Raw genomic sequence first — 18,454 nt, 5'->3', positions numbered from 1 at the left:
GCCGCGACGACAAGACCAACGCCACCACTACCGAACCCTTGACGGACATGCCGCAGGGCAAGCTCGGCATTGCCGGCGCCCTCACCCGCGCCTTCATCAGGTCGCCACTCACTCCGCTCTTCCTGATCGCGGCCTTCGCCTTCGGCCTCGTCGCCCTCATCTCGCTACCGCGCGAGGAGGAGCCGCAGATCTCCGTGCCCATGGTGGACATCATCGTTCAGGCACCCGGCCTCAACGCCGCCGATGCTGAAAAGCTGATCACCGAGCCACTCGAAACCATCGTCAAAAGCATCAACGACGTCGAGCACATCTACTCGCAGTCGATGGACAACCAGGTCATGGTCACCGCACGCTTCCTCGTCGGCACATCCGCCGATGCCGCCGTGCTGCGCGTCCATGATCGGGTCCGCGCCAATATGGACCGCATTCCCGTCGGCATCGCCGAGCCGAAGGTGGTCGGGCGTGGCATCGACGACGTGGCCATCGTAACGCTGACTTTCTCCCCGGATGCCGGCGCAGCTGCCAGTGTGAGCGCCAATGATATCACCCGGATCGTCCGCGAAGTCCGCAACGAAATCGCCAAGGTCAACAATGTCGGCCTGACCTATCTCGTCGGGGAGACCAGCGAAATCATCCGGGTCTCGCCACAGCCTGAAAAGCTGGCGCTTTACGGCATTACCCTGCAGCAGCTGGCCGGAAAGGTGGGCGGCGCTAACACGGCAATGCCGGCCGGACAGGTTCGCGATCAGGGCAACCAGATCGACGTGATCGCCGGCGAGACGCTGTCGACCCCACTCGCCATCGGCAATCTGCTGCTCACCACCCGGGATGGGCGCCCCGTTTATGTCCGAGATGTGGCCTCGATCAAATTTGCGACCGACACGGCCGAGGCTCGGGTCTCGACCCTGAGACGCGAAGGTGATGCGATCGAGCGCACCCCATCCGTAACGCTCGCCATCGCCAAGCGGGCCGGCTCGAACGCCGTCGTCGTTGCGGAAACCGTTCTGGAACGCGTCGAAGCGCTGAAGGGCAAACTCATTCCGGACGATATCCAGGTCGAGGTCACCCGGGACTATGGGGAAACGGCCAATGAGAAGGCCAATGAACTTCTTTATCATCTGGGCCTTGCCACCGTGTCGATCATCGCGCTGGTCTGGTTGGCGATCGGTCGCCGTGAAGCGCTTGTGGTTGCCATCGTCATTCCAATCACAATCCTGCTCACCCTGTTTGCCTCCTGGCTGATGGGGTACACGCTGAACCGCGTCTCGCTGTTCGCGTTGATCTTTTCGATTGGCATCCTGGTCGATGACGCCATTGTCGTGATCGAGAACATTGCCCGGCACTGGGGCATGGGCGACGGGCGCAGCCGTGAGCGAGGCGCCATCGAAGCCGTCGCGGAAGTTGGTAACCCGACGATTGTTGCAACGCTGACGGTCGTGGCCGCCCTCCTGCCCATGCTCTTCGTCTCAGGCATGATGGGTCCCTATATGAGTCCCATTCCGGCCAATGCCTCGGCCGCGATGATCTTCTCCTTCTTCGTCGCCGTGATCGTCACGCCCTGGCTGATGCTGAAAGTCTCGGGCAATGCGCCCGTCCATGCCGGGAGTGGTCATGGTGATGATGCAGGAGGCCTGCTCGGTCGCGGCTATGCAGCCGTCGCCGGGCCGATCCTGGCCTCCAAGGCCCGCAGCTGGACCTTCCTTTTGCTGGTCGGTCTGTTGACCCTTGGCTCGCTGACCCTCTTCTACACGCAGCACGTCACCGTTAAGCTCCTGCCCTTCGATAACAAGTCGGAGCTGCAGGTCACCATCGACCTGCCGGAAGGCGCATCGGTCGAGGCAACGGATGCCGTTGCCCAGGCAATCGGCGCGATCACGCTGCAATTGCCGGAGGTCATGACGGTCCAGACCCATGCGGGCACCGCCGCCCCCTTCAACTTCAACGGACTCGTCCGCCATTCCTATATGCGTGCCGCCCCCCATCAGGGCGACGTTGCGGTTAACTTGAGCCCCAAATCGGCGCGGGACCGGTCAAGCCATGACATCGCCCTTGATATCCGCGCGCGGATCAAGACCCTCGATGTCCCGGCCGGCACCAGCCTCAAAGTTGTTGAGCCGCCACCGGGGCCGCCGGTCATGGCCACTCTGCTCGCCGAAATCTACGGACCGACACCGGACATCCGCCGCGCAGTGGCTGCTAAGGTTGAAACCGCGTTCCGGTCGGTGCCCTTTATCGTCGACGTCGACAACTCCTATGGCGTCGAGGCTCCGCGCAAGCGGCTGCTGGTTTCGACCGATGACGCCGAATTCTACCGCGTCGAGGAAGGCGATGTCTTCGACACCATCGCGATCCTGTCGAATGGCAAGACGATCGGCTACTCCCATCGTGGCGAAGGCCGCCCGCCAATCCCGATCCGCCTCGAGCGGGCCAAGGGCGAAAAGGTGATCGACGAGACCTTTCTGACAACGCCAATTCCGGCCAACACACTCCCCGGCGACCGGGGCGTGGTCGAGCTTGGCGACGTCGTGCGCGTGGTGGATGAAAAGACCTCGCTGCCGATCTTCCGCCACAACGGCGTCAGCGCCGAAATGGTGACGGCGGAACTTGCCGGCGCCTTCGAGGCACCGCTTTACGGCATGCTCGCCGTGCAGAAAGCGATTGATGCACAGGACTGGACGGGCTTGCCGAAGCCAGTGATCTCGCTCAACGGCCAACCCCACAGCGAAGACGAGGCGACCCTGCTCTGGGACGGCGAATGGGAAGTGACCTGGGTGACCTTCCGCGACATGGGCGCCGCCTTCATGATCGCGCTTCTCGGCATCTATATCCTCGTCGTCGCCCAATTCGGCTCCTTCAAGGTTCCGCTGGTAATCCTGACCCCGGTGCCACTGACGTTCATCGGTATCCTCGGCGGACACTGGCTGTTCGGCGCGCCCTTCTCGGCAACTTCGATGATCGGCTTCATCGCGCTCGCCGGCATTATCGTGCGCAACTCGATCCTTCTGGTCGACTTCATCCGCCATGCCGAACACTCGGGAAGGACCCTGACCGACGTCCTGATCGAAGCCGGCTCCATCCGGTTCAAGCCAATCCTGCTGACGGCGCTTGCCGCCATCATCGGTGCCGCCGTGATCCTGACCGATCCGATCTTCCAGGGTCTCGCGATCTCGCTGCTCTTCGGCCTGATCTCCTCGACGCTGCTGACCGTTCTGGTCATCCCGGCGATCTATCGGGTTCTGAGAACCTGACGCCAACGGCCTCGACATCTCCCCTTGAACCGGGGGAGGTCGAGGCCGGGATCACTCCAAGTGCATACGCCTCACCACCTGCCCTTGTGGTTGCGACTGGCTGTGCTTATGAATTCGAGGCGCATCTGGCCCCCGCCCTTGTCAGCAGGAAAAGACCATGTCGGACAATCCCTTTTACAAAATCTTCGACCCCGGTTTTCGCGATCTGGTCGTCGCCAGTGCCCGACTGGAAGAGCTGCATACCGGTTGCCGCTGGACCGAGGGCCCGGTCTGGTTCGACGACGCCCAGCATCTGCTGTTCAGCGACATCCCGAACCAGCAAGTCCTGCGCTATGTCGACGGCAGCGGCGTTTCAGTGTTCCGAAGCCCATCCCACTTCATCAATGGCAATACCCGCGACCGGCAGGGCCGCCTCGTGTCCTGCGAACACGGCGGCCGCCGGATCATCCGCACGGAAGTGGACGGCACGATCACGACACTGGCAGACAGCCACAACGGAAAACGGTTGAATTCCCCCAATGACGTGGTCGTCCACTCCGACGGCGCCATATGGTTCACTGACCCGTCCTACGGCATCCTCTCGGACTATGAAGGCTACAAGGCAGCCGAGGAACAGCCGACGCGCAACGTCTACCGCCTCGATGTGCAGACTGGCGCGCTGGAGATCATGGTCGACGACTTCCTCCAGCCGAATGGCCTTGCCTTTTCACCCGACGAAACGCGGCTCTACATCGCCGATTCCGGCGCAAGCCATGCACCGGAAGCCCCCCGCCACATCCGCGTCTTCGACGTGGTAGACGGCAGGCGGCTCGCCAATGGCCGGGTCTTTGTCGACATCGATAAGGGCATTCCCGACGGCATACGCACGGACACAGAAGGAAACCTCTGGTCGAGCGCTGCCGATGGCGTGCATTGCTTTGCGCCAGACGGCCGCCTTCTCGGCAAGATCCTGGTGCCGCAGGCGGTGTCCAACCTGACCTTCGGCGGCCCACGCCGCAACCGGCTGTTCATGACCGCATCGACCTCGCTCTATGCGATCTACACGGCAACCACTGGCGCGCAGCGCCCCTGATTGCTGCCCTCAAACGGGCTCGATCCGGTTGCCTGTGGCATCATCGAAGAGGTGCAGATGGGCCGGATCAAAGGCGATGCCGATCATGTCTCCCTGACGCAACATCTGGCGTTCCCCAACGACGACATTGACCTCAGGATCAGTTGCAGAGGTGATGTAGGTCGTTGATCCCGTGCTTTCGATCATCCCGACCGGTACCCTCAGCATGGCCTCGCTCTCCGGCACCAGCCGCAGATGCTCGGGACGCAGGCCAAGTGTCAGACGTTCGACGGCCGGCACTGGACGGTCGAGCCGGATCGTCTGCGGCCCACCCAGATCGAGCTGGAGAGAGCGTCCGTCCTGACCGGCCGTGGCCGGGATGAAATTCATAGCCGGAGAGCCGATGAAGCCGGCGACGAAGGTGTTGACCGGGCGATCGTAGAGGTCGAGCGGGGCACCCTGCTGCTCGATCACGCCCTGGCGCATGACGACGACATGATCGGCCATGGTCATAGCCTCCACCTGGTCATGGGTGACATAGACCGAGGTGGCGCCGAGCCGATCGTGCAGTGCGCGGATTTCCTTGCGCATATGGACGCGGAGAGCGGCATCGAGGTTCGACAAAGGCTCGTCGAACAGGAAGGCCTTGGGATTACGGATGATCGCCCGGCTCATTGCCACGCGCTGTCGCTGACCGCCGGAAAGCTCGCGCGGATAGCGATGCATCAGATTGGAGAGGCCTGTCGTCACCGCCACCGCTTCCGCCGCCTTGCGCGCTTCGGCCTTCTTCACGCCGCGAATACGCAGCGAATAGGTGAGGTTCTCCTCCACCGTCATATGCGGATAAAGAGCGTAGGACTGGAAAACCATGGCAAGGTCACGCTTGCGCGGCGGCACCCCATTCATCGTCTGACCGGCGATCACAAGATCCCCCGTCGAAATGCTTTCAAGACCTGCCAGCGAACGCAGGAGCGTGGACTTGCCGCATCCTGAGGGGCCGACCAGCGCCACGAAGGAACCCTTGCGGATCTTGAGGTCGATATCGCGCAGCGCGTGATAGGCGCCGTAGTATTTGTTGACGCCGGAGAGTTCGATCTGATGGGTCATTTAAGGGCTCCAGACGTGAGACCGGACACGATCCGGCGCTGCAGAAGAACGAAGACGGCAAGGATGGGGGTCACATAGATCGTGGCGAAGGCCATGATGTTGTTCCACTCATTGGTGTTCGGCCCCATGAAGGAATTCAGGCCGACGCTGGCCGGCTGGTACTCGACCGCCTGGATGATCGACTTCGAATAGACGAACTCGCCAAAGGCCTGCATGAAGATCAGGATCGCGGAGACGAGGATGCCGTTGCGGGCAAGCGGCAGGACGATGTGGAAGAAGGCCCCGACGCGCGAATTGCCGTCGACCAAAGCTGCCTCTTCCAGTTCCATCGGCACGCTCATGAAGGTCGCTCGGACAAGCACGACAAAGAAGGGCATGCTTTTCGCGGCGATCGCAATGATGACCGCCAGACGCGGCATCTCAAGCATGCCGATCTGCGAAAAGCCGACAAAGATCGGCGTGATCATCAGCGACGCCGGCAGAACCTGCAGCATGAGAATAAGGAACAGGCCGACATCGACCCAGCCATTGCGATAGCGGGCCAGCACATAGGCGCAGCCCGTGCCGAGCACCGTGATGAGCGCGACCGCGCCAAAGGCGATGACCAGCGAATTCCACATGTAGCGGGCGAGGTTTCGGCTCTCCCAGACATAAGGATAGGCGCCCCACTGCGGTTCGCTGGGCCAGAAGCTTGGCGGCGTGGCGAACATCGCCGACCCGCTTTTGAGCGTGGTGATATACATCCAGTAGAGGGGAAAGAGATAGATTGCGGCCAGGACGAGCGCGATGGCCAGCATCAATCTGTTGCGGAGAGTGTCGCTCATCCACGCACCTCCTGCCGGGTGGAGCGGACATAGACGAGGGAGGCAAACATCACGAAAACGATCATGATGACGGAAATCGTCGCCCCACGCGCAAAGTCATACTGCTTGAATGAAAGGTCCCAGGCCCAGTACTGCGCGACATTCGAGGCATTGTTCGGCCCGCCGGCGGTGATCGCGGCGAAGAGATCGAACTGCTGCAGCGTGAAAATCAGCCCGAGCGAGACGACGGCACCGATGGTCGAGCGCATCATCGGCAGCGTGATTGTGAAGAAGCGCTGCCAGACATTGGCACCATCGAGTTCGGCTGCTTCGAAGAGATCCTTCGGAATGCCCGACAGGCCGACGGACAGCAGGATCATGTTGAAGGATGTCCCGAGCCAGATATTGGCGATGATGACGGCCCAGAGCGAATAGTTCGGGTCCGAGCGCCAGAAGATGTTGGCGGAGATGATACCGCTCTCGCGCAGGAAGTAGTTCAAGACGCCGAAATCGCCCGACAGGATCCAGTTCCAGATGGCGCCGACGACGAGGCCCGGCATGACCCAGGAGACGAGAAAGAGACCGCGCAGCCAGGAAGCGCCGGGAAAATTCGTCCAGAAGAACAGTGCAAGGCCAAAGCCGATGGCAAACTGACCGGCAATCGAGGCGGTGACGAAGATCGCGGTATTGGTGAAGATCGGCCAGGTTTCGCGCTGGGAAAACAGGGCGATATAGTTCTTCAATCCGACAAACGGCCGAAAGAAGGTGCCGAGCGAGAACATGTCGACTTCCTGGAAACTCATCAGCACATTGTAAAGCAGTGGCAGCCCGGCCATGAGAAACAGGAAGCCGAGTGGAAAGGCGACGAGGGCGATGTCGAAGCCGCGTCCATCGGTCAGGCTGGATAGGATCTTGCGCATCGCAGTCTCCGCTGAAGCATTATGTCTCCGGTCAGGCCGCCCCCGCAGCTTGGGGAACGAGAGCGGCCTTCCGGGAGGTTCGTTTGGTCGAGGCAACGGCTACCCTCTTCGGGCGGCACCTGCGCCTCGACGGATGGCTTAGCCGGTGACCGCGCTGATTGTTTCAGCCGCCTGGTCCAGCGCTTCCTTCGGCGTCATCTGGCCGGTGAGCGCTGCCTGGATCGCATCCTGGATTGCCTTCGAGATCTTCGGCCATTCCGGGTGCGGACCGCGGGCCTTGGCGTATTTCAGCTGCTCCTGGAAGACCTTCAGACCGGCATCCTTTTTGTCGTTGCCGGTTGCCGGCAGGGTGATGTCGGAGCGGGCCGGAAGCTGACCGTATTTCTCGAACATCACATTATCCTGCGAGGCGAAGTATTCGAGAGCCTTGAAGGCGGCCTCCGGATGCTTGGTGTTCGAGAAGATCGCGTAGTTGAAGTCACCCATGGCGGATGAGCGCTCGGCGCCTTCCTGCGGCACCGGCAGAAGCGCTACGCGCCAGTCGAACTTTGCTTCCTCGGACATGCGGTTCAGCTCCCAGGGACCAGAGATCGCCATGGCCGCATTGCCGGAGTTGAAGGTACCGGTGGAATCCCACTGGCCGCGCGTCAGGCTATCCGGCGAGGCAAGCTTCTCGTCCATGATGGTCTTCCAGGCTTCGAGCGCCTTGACCGCACCATCGGCATTGATCTTCTCATAGCCGCCGCCGCCCATCTGCGCCCAGGGCAGGAACTGGAAGGTGCCCTCTTCGCTGGCCTTGGCGGAGAAAGCGAGACCATAGACGTTCTTCGCCGGATCGTTCAGCTTGCGCGCTGCATCGATGAGCTCCGCCCAGGTCTGCGGCGGCTTGTCCGGATCAAGACCCTTTTCCTTGAACATGTCGGCATTGTAGTAGAGCGCGATCGTGTTGGTGGCCTTCGGCACGCCGAAGAGCTTGCCGTCCCAGGTGACCGAATTGAGCGGACCGGGGAAATAGTTGGCCGGCTTGATCACCTCGGATTTCGCGACCATGTCGGTGATATCAAGGAAAGCGCCACGCGAGGCAAAGAGCGCATGCTCCGGATTGTCGATGGCGATGATGTCGGGCGCCTGGCCTGTGGAGTAGGCGCGCATGGCCTCGCTCACAACATCATCGAACTGCACCAGCCGGTATTCGACCTTGATGCCCGGCTCCTTCTCGTCAAATTCACGCGCCAGGTTCCAGGCCGGCTGCTCGGGCTTGTCGAGGCTCCAGATGGTGATCGTGACCTCTTCCTGTGCATGGGCCTGCAGCGCGAACCCGGACACGGAGGCCAGCGCAAATGCACCGGCCATCAGGCAATTCTTGATAGACATGCTCTCCTCCTTGGGGTTGACCATTGATCCCGCCGACTTCCTCCAAGCCGGCAGGCAGTCTCATTGCGGGTCGGTGACGAAATCCCCGCCTCGGCAATTCTTCAGATAGTTCAGGCCGTGGACCTGGCCGGTCATCTCCAGCGCATCGCGATAAACCGGATCGTGCCAGCCTTCGATGTCGATCGAACCGGACCAGCCGGCGAGCCGAAGCTCGGAAATCACATCCGTCCAGTTGGTGTCGCCGAAGCCGGGCGTGCGCATCAGCACAAAGGGATGTTTGCCGAAGACCCCATGTTCGCGGATCACATCCCAGCGGATGGTTGCGTCCTTGCCATGGACATGGAAGAACTTGTGCGCCCATTTGCGGATCTGCGGGATCGGATCGATCAGATAGACCATCTGGTGGCAGGGCTCCCATTCAAGCCCGATATGCTCGTCCGGCGTCTCGTTGAAAATCAGTTCCCAGGCGTCCGGATTGTGGGCGATGTTCCAGTCGCCGGTCTGCCAGTTTCCATCCATGGCGCAGTTTTCAAACGCGATCTTGACGCCTTTATCGGCAGCCCGCTTGGCAAGCTCGCTCCAGATTTCGCGGTAACGCGGCAGACTATCCGTCAGCGGACGGTTACGGACGCGGCCGGTAAAGCCCGCGACGCAGGTGGCGCCGAAATGATGGGCATTGTCGATGCAGTCCTTCCAGCCCTGCAGGGTCTGAAGATCCATATCGGTCTCTTCCAACGGATTGCCGAACATACCGATGGTCGAGATCGTGATGTCACGGTCGCCCATCGCCTCGACGCAGCGCTTGCCGAGATCGGCGAGATCCTGCCCGTTGGTCGTCTGCCAGAAGAAGGGTTCGAAGCTCTCGAAGCCCATATCGGCGATCTGGCTAATCCGCTCAGCTGCCTTGCCGGCACTGGCGCTGACCATGGTTCCAATGCGAATGGATTTTGCGGGATTGCTCACGGGCTTCAATATCCTTGTGCTGAAAGATCGACGGTAAGCCCGGTGCGCGCGCTTTCGATCGCGCCGAACACCATGGCAAGGCTTCGAATGTTGTCGGCGGCCGCCGTTTCAGGGGCACGACCAGACTGTGCGGCCCGGATGAAGTCGACGAGCACGCTTTTGTGCCCATGGGTCTCTTCGTCATCAGGTGCATCCGGCACGACCAGCGCATGGTGTCCACGCAACAGGCCGGGCTCGTCGCCAGCGACCGTCGCCTCGAAGGCGTCTTCGCCGTCCCAGGTCAACATGCCCTTGGAACCGACGAGTCGCCAATTGCTCTCCCAGCTCGTCCGGCGGCCTTCCGCACACCAGGAGCCGCGATAGGTGAATACCGCATCTCCCGAGAGCCGAAACACAGCGTTGGCTGCCGCGCCATGCGCATACCAGGAGCCGGACGGATTGGTTTCGACGCAATAGACCGAGAGTGGCAGCTTGCCGGAGACAAAACGAGCGGCATCAAACGTGTGGATGGCCATGTCCAGCAGCAGCACATTGTCCATCGCTTCGCGGAAGCCGCCGAAATGCGGGCCGATGAAGAAGTCGCAATGGATGGCCGTGAGTTCGCCGATCAGCCCTTCCTCGACCACGCGCCGCATGCGGCGCACACCGGAAATGAAGCGGCGGTTCTGCACGACGGCATGGACGCGACCGGCGGCAGCGGCAAGCGCGAGCAGATCCCTGGCTTCCTCAAGGGAGGCAGCAAGCGGCTTTTCGGAGAGAACATGGCAGCCGAGGCGCAAGGCGGTCGAGACGACCTCCGCCCGCGCTGAGGGAATGACGACATCGAACAGCATATCGGCCCGCGTTTCGATCAGCACGTCGGCAAGGCTTGTCCCGATGACAACGTTCTCAAGGCCGAACTCGGCCGCAAGCGCGACCGCCGTTTCGCTGTTGATGTCGACAAGGCCAACGATCGTCACCGCCGCCTGAATTTCGGCGCTCGACTGGATCGCCCGGAGCCAGCCTTTGGCCATAGCTCCGCACCCGCATAAAACGGCTCTTGATGTCACTGCTATCCTCCCAAAGGATGAGCGGAACTCCTCTTCCGCACATCCTGCGAACGTCGTAAACGTTTACGGCACTATGAACGAGACTTTGCATGTGTCAACAGAATTTCGTAAACGATTACGGAAGATCATCGGCTGGGGGAAATCGATGAAAGGCATCCGACAACTCGCCGAGCATCTCGATATCTCGATCGGGACGGTATCCCGCGCCCTGAACGGCAAGCCTGACGTCAACGACGAAACGCGCAAGCGCGTTCTGGAGGCGGCGGAAAAACTAGGCTACGTCGCCAACCAGGCCGGTCGCTCGCTCCGCAAGGGGGCGACGGGCATCATCGGCTTCATGATGCAGACCGGCCATGACATCACCGGTGAGGGTGACAGCTTCTTCATGCGCGTCTTCGACGGTGTGCAGACCGTGCTGTCACAGCACAATCTCGACCTCGTCGCGCTGCTCTGCTCATCCGAGGAAGACCCTGAAGCCTATCTGAAACGCATTGTCGCGCGCGGCTTTGCCGATGGCATCATCCTCTCGGCAACCCGCCACAAGGATGCGCGCTTCGAGCTGCTGCACAGGGCAAAGATCCCCTTCCTCACGCTCGGTCGAAGCCAGACCGATGTTGGCCAGCCCTGGTATGACCTGGACTTCGAGGGCATGGCAGAGGCGGCGCTCAGCCGACTGATCGACAAAGGCCATCGCCACATCGCGATCAGCCGCCCCTTTGGCGAGATCAATCTCGGTTATGTGTTCGAAGACAAATGCCGGGCGCTGCTATCGGATCGCGGCCTGCAACTGGACCCGGCCCACATCTTGCGTTGCAGCCCCAACGAGGCCGGCGGCTATGACGTCGCGCGCCAAGTCATCGCCGCGAAAACCCGCCCCTCGGCCATCGTGCTGCTAAACGAAGCAACCGTGGTCGGCTTCTATCGCGGCCTGCAGGAAGCAGGTCTCACGCCCGGACGCGATATCGCCGTGATCGGTCAGCACAGCCCGCAGGCACAGTTCCTGCATCCGGCGCTGACCTGCTTCCGCCCGGATCTGCGTCTGCTCGGGGTGGCACTCGCCGAAACGCTGCTCTCGACCATGCCCGCCTTCGCCGCGCACTATCCGGAGGCCGAACGGCGGCGCTTGTGGCCGATGGAGCTGATCGAGGGCGAAAGCGACTGAGAGACTGCGCTCCGTGAAGTCGAGATCACCCCGACAGCCGGCCATCCACCAGTTCCACACGCCGCGACGAAACCCGCTCCAGTAAGGCGGCATCATGGCTGATCGCGAGAATGCCAAGCCCAGCGTGTGCGCGGTCACGCAGCACGCTCCAGAGATCTGCCTGGGTGATCGGATCAAGCATCGCCGTGATTTCATCAGCTACCAGATAGCGGGTCTGCGGTCCAAGCGCCCGAAGCAGGGCGACCCTCTGCAACTCGCCACCGGAAATCTCGTGCGGATACCGGTCATACCAGCGGCGTGAGACCCCAACCGCCTCCCGCATCGCCTCATCCGGAACCCAGGCTTCTTCCAGCACGCGGCCGATGCGCCAGCGCGGATTGACGGCAAAGATCGACGACTGATGCACATATTGCACCGCGACCCGATTGCGCGACATCTCCGCGCCGTCGACTGTCACCATTCCACGATCAGCTGCCAGATAACCCGCAACAACACGACCAAGCGTCGACTTGCCACCGCCGGACGCCCCAGAAAGCCCCAGCACCTCGCCGGGCGCAAGGCAGAAGCTCGCACCATCGAGAAGCGCGCGGCCGCGTACGAAGGAAAAGTGCAGATCACGCGCTTCGAGCATAGGCCGCCGTCTCAAGCTGGAATTCGTTCTGCGGCATGGCACGCCACAAGTGGCGGGCATAAGGCGTCTCGAGCCGCGATCCATCGCCGGAAAAAGCACGCGCATCCTCGATACCAACAAGGCCGCCATCGCGAAGAAGCGCAACGCGGTCGGTATAGGGCAGTGCATGCGCGAGATCATGCGTTATGAGAAGCACGGCTTTGCCCGCATCCGCGAGCCGCCGCAGACGGCGCAGAACAATTGCCGCATTGTCCGGATCGAGACCGCTTGTCGGCTCGTCTGCCACGATCAGATCCGGCTCACCGACTGTCGCCATCGCCAGCATCAAGCGCCGGGCCATCCCGCCGGACAGCTGGTGCGGATACAGACGAGCAACGGCCGCCTCCAGCCCGAAGCTCTCAAGCAGAGTCCCGATCGCCGCCTTCGGCAGTTCATGCCCGCTCCGGGTCGCCGCCCAGGCCAGTTGCCGGCCACAACGCACCAGCGGATCGAGGTGGCTCGGCGATTGCGGCACAAGCCCCATGCGACACCCGTTGAGCTTTTCCGCACCTAAAGCTCCGATCTCGATCCCACCAATCGAAATGCTACCGGTAAGCACGGCATTCGGCGGCAGAATGCCGAACAGCGCGTGCGCGACGAGGCTCTTTCCTGCTCCCGACGCTCCAACCAGGCCGAGCACCTGTCCGCGATCGATGGTGAAGCTCACAGCCTCGAGCGCGGGCACGACCCGATGATGCAACAGACCGTCATAACGTCGGAAGGCAATACCGAATCCGTCAATCGAAAGCAGCATCAGGATTGCTCCGCCCTGGGGTCAAACACGGTCCTCAGACCATTGCCGATGGCATCGAAACTGAGGACGACGGCAAGAAGGGCAATGCCTGGAAATAGGCCCAACCACCATTTTCCGGCGGTCAGATAACGCAGGGAATCCGCGAGCAGAACACCGATGGCCGGCTTCGACGGTTCGAGACCGAAACCGATAAAGGTGAGCCCGGCTTCGTGCAGGATGGCATGCGGAAACAACAGCACCAGACCGACGATCAGTTGCGGCACGAGATGCGGCAGGAAGTGATACCGCCCGATATAAAACCAGGATTTGCCGAAACCGCGCGACGCAAGCACGAAATCCGCCTGCCGAAGCTGCAGGATCTCGGCCCGCAGGATGCGCGTGAGGCGCGGCCAGTGGGTAACGGCAACCGCAATCACCACGGCGCTCGTACCCCCACCAAGCGCAAAGGAAATCAGGATTAGCAGCACGAAATGCGGAAGCCCCATCGCGGCATCCACCAGAAAGGCGACGACCGCATCTGCAATGCGACCGCAGGTTACGGCAAACAACGCCAGCAGAAGCGCGATCAGCACCGAAATCGCCGAAGCGATGAGCCCGATCCACAAGCTGACACTCAACCCGTGCACCGTTCGCGCCGCCATGTCATGACCGAACTGGTCGGTCCCAAACCAATGACTGAGCGATGGCTCCAGCAGCCGCGCGGAAAAATCCGCGTCGATCCCACGGGCACCGAGGACCAGAGAGCCTAGAACAATACCCAGCACCATGGCAATTCCAACGGCTGCAGCCATCAGCGTCGCAAGCCTGTTGCCGGCACGAAACCGCTCCGGTGGCGTCGATGGCAGATCCATGGCCGTGCTCATCGAACCGGCTCCCTTGCCTGCATGCGGGGATCGACGAGGCGATAGAGGAGATCGGCGATCGTATTGCCGAAGAAGACGAAGCTCGTGAGGAAAAGGGTGAGTGCCAGCAGAAGCGGCACATCCCCCCGAATGCCCGCTTCAACCGTTGCCTTGCCGAGGCCCGGATAGGCAAAGACCTGTTCGGCGAGGATCGAGCCGCCGAAGAGTTCGCCAAGCGAGGCGAAGAGCACGGTAACGGCGGGGAGCGCGGCGTTGCGCGCGCCGTGCCGAAGCGCAATGTCGAAACGTGAAGCCCCTTGCGCCCGGGCATAGAGCGCATAGTCCGACTGCATGATCTCAGCCATCTTGGCCCTTGTATGCAGCGCCACTTGCGCCACACCGAGAACCGTCAGCGCCATCAGCGGCAGGATGAGATGATGCAGCCTCTGCAACCAGGTGACATCCTCGGGCAAGACCCCAATCGGCGATGCGCAGCAGACCGGCGTCCAATTGAGGCTGACTGAAAACACCGTCAGAAGCAGGATCGCCAACCAGAAAGTCGGCGTCGAGGCCAGCACATAGGCATAGAGCCGGATAACCCTATCTGTCCACGATCCTTCAGAGGCGCCAGCGATGACGCCAAGCGCAAATCCCAGGACACCGGAAAGCAGCCATGCAAGGGCCATCAGCGGCGCCGAAGCGCGGAAGCGTGCGTCTAACACCTCGCTCACCGGTGCATTGAATGTCATCGAATATCCGAGATCGCCACGCAGCACATTCTCAAACCATTTGGCCAATTGCAGAGGCGCTGGCTGGTCGAGCCCCCATTTTTCCGCGATCAAGGCGCGCTGCTCAGGCCCGACCCGTGCGATATCGGCCCCGAGATAGGCATTCACCGGATCAATCGGCGAAAGCTTGACCAGCGTGAAGGCAAGAATGGCAACCGCCGTGAGAACAAGCACCAGACGCAGCATGGAGCCCAGAACGATACGCGTCCGCCCGAGGCGATGGAATCGCCTACTCACAGGTCCATGTCCAGTTCTGGATCATCGCGGTGATCGGCCAGCCATGGCCATGCGGTTGGATCTGGGTTGGGCCGATATCGAGGCAGGAATTGACGTAGTAGATGTGATCGAGATTGACGAGCCAGGCCCAGGCAGCATCGCCCTTGGGGCCAAAACCTGTCGTGCCGTCGAAATCCGCCTTCTTCCAGTTAGCAAAGGAGGCCTCAAGGCTTTCCGCGCCTTGCGCTGCGGCCAGATGGCGGTCAACCCTCGGATTGCTGTAGTATCCGGGGTTGAAATAGTCGATGCCGCCCTGGCCCGACTGGTAAAGATTGTAGATCTCCAGCGGCGAATGGCTGCCCCAGCCAAACAGGACCGGCTCGGAATGCATCACCCGCCCGATTTCATCCCAGCTTTTACCGGTCGCCGTCGCCTCGATTCCAAGTGCCTTCAGCTGCTCTGCTACCGTCTGCGCCAGTGCACGCCGTGTGGAATCAGATGCGGGGTAATTGATCGGGAAAGCAGCGCGCACGCCGTCCTTCGCGCGGATGCCATCCTCTCCGACACGCCAGCCCGCCTGATCGAGCACAGTCTTCGCCGCCTCGATATCAAAGGCGACGGCACTCTCGGCATTGGACCAGGACAGTCCATCCGCAGGGCCAAAAGCCGGGGTTCCGTGCCCGAGCAGAGCCACATCCACCAGAACCTTGCGGTCAATGCCAAGATTGATCGCCCGGCGGATGGCAATATCCGATGTCACCGCATTGCCAAGCGGCGCATCTGCTGCATTGGTCTTGCCCTCGTTTTTCAACATGGGAAAGGCAAGACCGCGATTATCGACGGATTTGACGGTCAGCTGCCGGAAGCCAGCAGGTGGCGCATCGGCCGCCGTTGCCGGAACCGAGACCATGTCGACCTGCCCGGCCCGCGCGGCCGCAAGGCTCGTATCCTCGTCGGTAAAGACAAAGGTGATCCGCTCGAAGGCCGGGGCCGGTCCGTAATAGTTCGGGTTTCGCTCGACGATCAGTTGCTCGCCCTCTGTCCAGGACAGGAGCCTATAAGGGCCGGAGCCGACCGGCTTGCGGGCATAACCCGCGCCATATTGGTCAGCCGGCACGATGCCGAGCGCGTAGAAGTTCTCCGTAAACGTAATCCATGGCCGCTTCAGCGTGATCTGAACCGTGTGGTCGTCAAGCGCACGCGCGCTATCGAACACGGTGAGATCGATCGGCCCGCCAGCCTTGGCGGCCTCGGTGAAGGTGAAGACGACGTCCTTTGCGCGAAGGGCCGAACCATCGGAAAAACGGGCATCGGACCTGAGGCCGATCGTCCAGGTAAGGCGATCCTCCGACAACGTCCATGTAGTCGCCAGATCGGGCTTTGTCGCGAGATCGGCATCGCGGGATAGAAGTGTCGACTGAAACAGCGGATGGCCGTATCGCCCCCAGCCGAGGAGCGGATCATAGCCGGTGTCCGGCTCACCACCGATTGCGAGGACGAGATCCGTCTTGGGAGATGCACAAGCGTTCGATGAGACGGCCAGAAAGGCCACCGACATCACAACTGCGACGCGGTGAATTGCCTTGGTCATGCAAATATACCTATATCGAAAAGACGACGCGCACTGGCACATCGGACAGAGCGCGTAACAATATTCACGAGAAGGTATGATGTCTAGAAAGAAACATCATACTCGGGAGCGGCAATGCAGCGCATAACGATTACGCTCGATAACGAGCTGATGCAGGATCTCGACAGGCTGATCGCGGCACGCGGCGGCCAGAACCGGTCGGAAGCGATCCGCGACCTCGTGCGGGCCGGCCTGCAGCAGGCAACACGGGAGGAGAATGCCGGGCAGCCTTGCGTCGGCGTCTTGAGTTATGTCTACGACCACGCCGCCCGCGACCTTTCGCGGCGGCTGACCAACACGTTCCACGATCACCATGACCTGACGATCGCCAGCATGCATGTGCATCTCGACGCCGAGAACTGTCTCGAGGTCGGCATCCTGAAGGGCAGCATGGAAGACGTGCAGCATTTCGCCGATCACGTCACTGCGGAGCGTTCGGTGCGCCACGGCTCGGTCCAACTCATCCCCGTTCAGTCGACGCCGCACGAGTGATGCTGCCTAGAAGCAAGTATTGTCGGGAGCCGGCCACCGGCTCCCGAAATCATCCAGCACTCACTCTTCCCTGAAAGCCTTCATGATCTGGTCTGTGAAGGGCTTTGCGAGGAAGGAAGCAACCGTCCGCTCCTCGGTCTCGATGTAGACCTCAACCGGCATGCCGGGGGTGAGTTTTGTCCCGAGGTCTCCGAGATCATCAGGGGAAAAGGCGACGCTGGTCTTGTAGTAGGGAAGATTGCTTGCCTTATCGACGATGGTGGCGGCAGAGACGAGGTCGACCTTTCCGACGATTTCCGGCGTGGTCTGGCGGTTGAATGCGGTGAAACGCATGCGCGCGGCCTGGCCGACGAAAATGCGGTCGACATCGGTGGTCGCCACCTTCACATGCACGCTGAGATCACTGTCCTGCGGGACGATCGCCATGATCACCTGGCCGGGCGCGACGACGCCGCCGATGGTATGGGCTTGAACATCGTAGATATAACCGGTCTCAGGCGCCTTGACGATGGTCCGCTCAAGCCGGTGGCTGAGCTGCTGGGCGCGCTGCTCAAGCTCGATGAGCCGTGCGTCGACGGTAACGATCTCCTTCTGCAGCTCGGTGCGGCTGGTTTGGTCGATCGACATCAGCCGCACATTGAGCTCGCTGATCTGGCCTTCGGCTTCAGCGATACGGGCCAAAAGATCACCGACAGTGCCTTCGATGCGCACCATCTGCCGCTTCAGCCCGCGCAGCTCCGAAGCCTTGGCAAGCCCTTTCGTAACCAGGCCTTCCTGCATGGCAAGCTCTTCACCCAGCAGGTCGCTTTCGGCGAGGTTCGCCTTTTCCTGTTCCTTGAGACCGTCGATCTGATTGCGCAGCTGGGCGATCTGCATTCCGATCTGCTGCTTCTGGTTTGCGCGCATCTCGCGGTTCTCGTCAAACAGCTTGCGCTCCTCGCGCGCAACAGCCGGGGTCAGCGTGAGCCCGTCGAAGGACAGCGCGTCTGCCCCGTCCCGTTCGGCAACGAGGCGGGCCTGCATGGCACCGAGCTGCTCGATCTGCGAGCGCACGATGTCGAGCTCGATCCGCACCTGGGTATCATCAAGCCGCAGCACCACGTCCCCGCGCCGTACGAGATCACCGACCTTCACCGGCAGTGCCACGACCGTGCCGCCGTCGACATGCTGGACCTGCTTGGTTTCACCGGTGACCGCCAACTCCCCTTGAGCAATGACAGCACCGGCAAATTTCGCCTGCGCCGCCCATCCTCCGATGCCGCCTGCAAGCAGGATCGCGAGCAGGCTGGCCGTGATCATCCGCCCGCGCAATCCCGTGCCCGAGAGCGAGACATTGGTGCTACCGTCTTGTTGCCGCTGTGTCATGACATGCTCCATTCAAACGC

Annotated in this window: 16 protein-coding genes; 4 read left to right on the top strand and 12 right to left on the bottom strand. The window is 61.6% G+C overall.

What is annotated here, in order from left to right; genetic code table 11:
* Positions 1–47 precede the first annotated feature (47 nt).
* Together ACSV9I_RS09840 and ACSV9I_RS09835 are read left to right on the top strand one after the other, a co-directional pair.
* Positions 48–3,248 carry an efflux RND transporter permease subunit gene (locus ACSV9I_RS09840; RefSeq protein ID WP_438329129.1) on the top strand — a complete coding sequence of 1,067 codons (3,201 nt, stop codon included), beginning with the start codon at positions 48–50 and terminating at the stop codon, positions 3,246–3,248.
* A gap of 157 nt (positions 3,249–3,405) precedes the next feature.
* Positions 3,406–4,320 carry an SMP-30/gluconolactonase/LRE family protein gene (locus ACSV9I_RS09835; protein WP_438328683.1) on the top strand — a complete coding sequence of 305 codons (915 nt, stop codon included), beginning with the start codon at positions 3,406–3,408 and terminating at the stop codon, positions 4,318–4,320.
* 9 nt (positions 4,321–4,329) lie between these two features.
* Here ACSV9I_RS09835 and ACSV9I_RS09830 read toward each other — a convergent pair whose 3' ends face one another.
* The 6 genes from ACSV9I_RS09830 to ACSV9I_RS09805 all read right to left on the bottom strand — a co-directional run bounded on the left by ACSV9I_RS09830 (position 4,330) and on the right by ACSV9I_RS09805 (position 10,515).
* On the bottom strand, positions 4,330–5,406 hold the full coding sequence (locus ACSV9I_RS09830) for an ABC transporter ATP-binding protein (protein WP_438328682.1): 1,077 nt from the start codon (positions 5,404–5,406) through the stop codon (positions 4,330–4,332).
* Positions 5,403–6,230 (bottom strand): carbohydrate ABC transporter permease, encoded by an 828-nt coding sequence (locus tag ACSV9I_RS09825; protein WP_438328681.1) that lies wholly within the window; start codon positions 6,228–6,230, stop codon positions 5,403–5,405. The genes ACSV9I_RS09830 and ACSV9I_RS09825 overlap by 4 nt, the downstream gene beginning before the upstream one ends.
* Complete coding sequence (locus tag ACSV9I_RS09820) at positions 6,227–7,129, bottom strand: carbohydrate ABC transporter permease (protein WP_438328680.1); 903 nt, start codon at positions 7,127–7,129, stop codon at positions 6,227–6,229. The genes ACSV9I_RS09825 and ACSV9I_RS09820 overlap by 4 nt, the downstream gene beginning before the upstream one ends.
* A gap of 138 nt (positions 7,130–7,267) precedes the next feature.
* The gene (locus tag ACSV9I_RS09815) at positions 7,268–8,503 is read right to left on the bottom strand and encodes an ABC transporter substrate-binding protein (protein ID WP_438328679.1); all 1,236 of its coding nucleotides are present in this window, start codon (positions 8,501–8,503) and stop codon (positions 7,268–7,270) included.
* Between the two features lie 60 nt (positions 8,504–8,563).
* Entirely contained in the window at positions 8,564–9,466 is a 903-nt protein-coding gene (locus ACSV9I_RS09810; RefSeq protein ID WP_438328678.1) for a sugar phosphate isomerase/epimerase family protein, read from the bottom strand.
* A 5-nt stretch (positions 9,467–9,471) separates the two neighbouring features.
* Entirely contained in the window at positions 9,472–10,515 is a 1,044-nt protein-coding gene (locus ACSV9I_RS09805; RefSeq protein ID WP_438328677.1) for a Gfo/Idh/MocA family protein, read from the bottom strand.
* A gap of 145 nt (positions 10,516–10,660) precedes the next feature.
* Between ACSV9I_RS09805 and ACSV9I_RS09800 the strand changes: the two genes are divergently transcribed.
* The gene (locus ACSV9I_RS09800; RefSeq protein WP_438328676.1) at positions 10,661–11,677 is read left to right on the top strand and encodes a LacI family DNA-binding transcriptional regulator; all 1,017 of its coding nucleotides are present in this window, start codon (positions 10,661–10,663) and stop codon (positions 11,675–11,677) included.
* Between the two features lie 25 nt (positions 11,678–11,702).
* Here ACSV9I_RS09800 and ACSV9I_RS09795 read toward each other — a convergent pair whose 3' ends face one another.
* Genes ACSV9I_RS09795 through ACSV9I_RS09775 form a run of 5 tightly spaced genes read right to left on the bottom strand, consistent with a single transcriptional unit; the run spans position 11,703 to position 16,538 of the window.
* Positions 11,703–12,308, bottom strand: coding sequence for an ATP-binding cassette domain-containing protein (locus tag ACSV9I_RS09795; protein WP_438328675.1), 606 nt, complete (start codon positions 12,306–12,308; stop codon positions 11,703–11,705).
* Entirely contained in the window at positions 12,292–13,101 is an 810-nt protein-coding gene (locus tag ACSV9I_RS09790; protein ID WP_438328674.1) for an ATP-binding cassette domain-containing protein, read from the bottom strand. The genes ACSV9I_RS09795 and ACSV9I_RS09790 overlap by 17 nt, the downstream gene beginning before the upstream one ends.
* Complete coding sequence (locus ACSV9I_RS09785) at positions 13,101–13,964, bottom strand: ABC transporter permease (protein ID WP_438328673.1); 864 nt, start codon at positions 13,962–13,964, stop codon at positions 13,101–13,103. The genes ACSV9I_RS09790 and ACSV9I_RS09785 overlap by 1 nt, the downstream gene beginning before the upstream one ends.
* On the bottom strand, positions 13,961–14,968 hold the full coding sequence (locus ACSV9I_RS09780; protein ID WP_438328672.1) for an ABC transporter permease: 1,008 nt from the start codon (positions 14,966–14,968) through the stop codon (positions 13,961–13,963). The genes ACSV9I_RS09785 and ACSV9I_RS09780 overlap by 4 nt, the downstream gene beginning before the upstream one ends.
* Positions 14,961–16,538 carry an ABC transporter substrate-binding protein gene (locus ACSV9I_RS09775; RefSeq protein ID WP_438328671.1) on the bottom strand — a complete coding sequence of 526 codons (1,578 nt, stop codon included), beginning with the start codon at positions 16,536–16,538 and terminating at the stop codon, positions 14,961–14,963. The genes ACSV9I_RS09780 and ACSV9I_RS09775 overlap by 8 nt, the downstream gene beginning before the upstream one ends.
* A gap of 114 nt (positions 16,539–16,652) precedes the next feature.
* Here ACSV9I_RS09775 and nikR point away from each other — a divergent pair, with 114 nt between their 5' ends.
* Positions 16,653–17,069, top strand: a complete 417-nt coding sequence (gene nikR, locus ACSV9I_RS09770) for a nickel-responsive transcriptional regulator NikR (RefSeq protein ID WP_438328670.1) — start codon at positions 16,653–16,655, stop codon at positions 17,067–17,069.
* Between the two features lie 60 nt (positions 17,070–17,129).
* Here the strand turns inward: nikR and ACSV9I_RS09765 are convergent, their stop codons facing one another.
* Positions 17,130–18,434 (bottom strand): HlyD family type I secretion periplasmic adaptor subunit, encoded by a 1,305-nt coding sequence (locus tag ACSV9I_RS09765; RefSeq protein ID WP_438328669.1) that lies wholly within the window; start codon positions 18,432–18,434, stop codon positions 17,130–17,132.
* Positions 18,435–18,454: the final 20 nt, after the last annotated feature.

This window comes from Rhizobium sp. G187, assembly GCF_051549525.1.
Taxonomy (GTDB): Bacteria; Pseudomonadota; Alphaproteobacteria; order Rhizobiales; family Rhizobiaceae; genus Allorhizobium.
The sequence above is the reverse complement of the archived record's forward strand: the minus strand, read 5'-3'. Positions and strand labels throughout refer to the sequence as shown.

Coding starts and splice junctions, on each gene's coding strand:
- ACSV9I_RS09840 (WP_438329129.1), top strand. CDS start 48: ATGCCGCAGGGCAAGCTCGGCATTGCCGGCGCCCTCACCCGCGCCTTC.
- ACSV9I_RS09835 (WP_438328683.1), top strand. CDS start 3,406: ATGTCGGACAATCCCTTTTACAAAATCTTCGACCCCGGTTTTCGCGAT.
- ACSV9I_RS09830 (WP_438328682.1), bottom strand. CDS start 5,406: ATGACCCATCAGATCGAACTCTCCGGCGTCAACAAATACTACGGCGCC.
- ACSV9I_RS09825 (WP_438328681.1), bottom strand. CDS start 6,230: ATGAGCGACACTCTCCGCAACAGATTGATGCTGGCCATCGCGCTCGTC.
- ACSV9I_RS09820 (WP_438328680.1), bottom strand. CDS start 7,129: ATGCGCAAGATCCTATCCAGCCTGACCGATGGACGCGGCTTCGACATC.
- ACSV9I_RS09815 (WP_438328679.1), bottom strand. CDS start 8,503: ATGTCTATCAAGAATTGCCTGATGGCCGGTGCATTTGCGCTGGCCTCC.
- ACSV9I_RS09800 (WP_438328676.1), top strand. CDS start 10,661: ATGAAAGGCATCCGACAACTCGCCGAGCATCTCGATATCTCGATCGGG.
- ACSV9I_RS09795 (WP_438328675.1), bottom strand. CDS start 12,308: ATGCTCGAAGCGCGTGATCTGCACTTTTCCTTCGTACGCGGCCGCGCG.
- ACSV9I_RS09790 (WP_438328674.1), bottom strand. CDS start 13,101: ATGCTGCTTTCGATTGACGGATTCGGTATTGCCTTCCGACGTTATGAC.
- ACSV9I_RS09785 (WP_438328673.1), bottom strand. CDS start 13,964: ATGAGCACGGCCATGGATCTGCCATCGACGCCACCGGAGCGGTTTCGT.
- ACSV9I_RS09775 (WP_438328671.1), bottom strand. CDS start 16,538: ATGACCAAGGCAATTCACCGCGTCGCAGTTGTGATGTCGGTGGCCTTT.
- nikR (WP_438328670.1), top strand. CDS start 16,653: ATGCAGCGCATAACGATTACGCTCGATAACGAGCTGATGCAGGATCTC.
- ACSV9I_RS09765 (WP_438328669.1), bottom strand. CDS start 18,434: ATGACACAGCGGCAACAAGACGGTAGCACCAATGTCTCGCTCTCGGGC.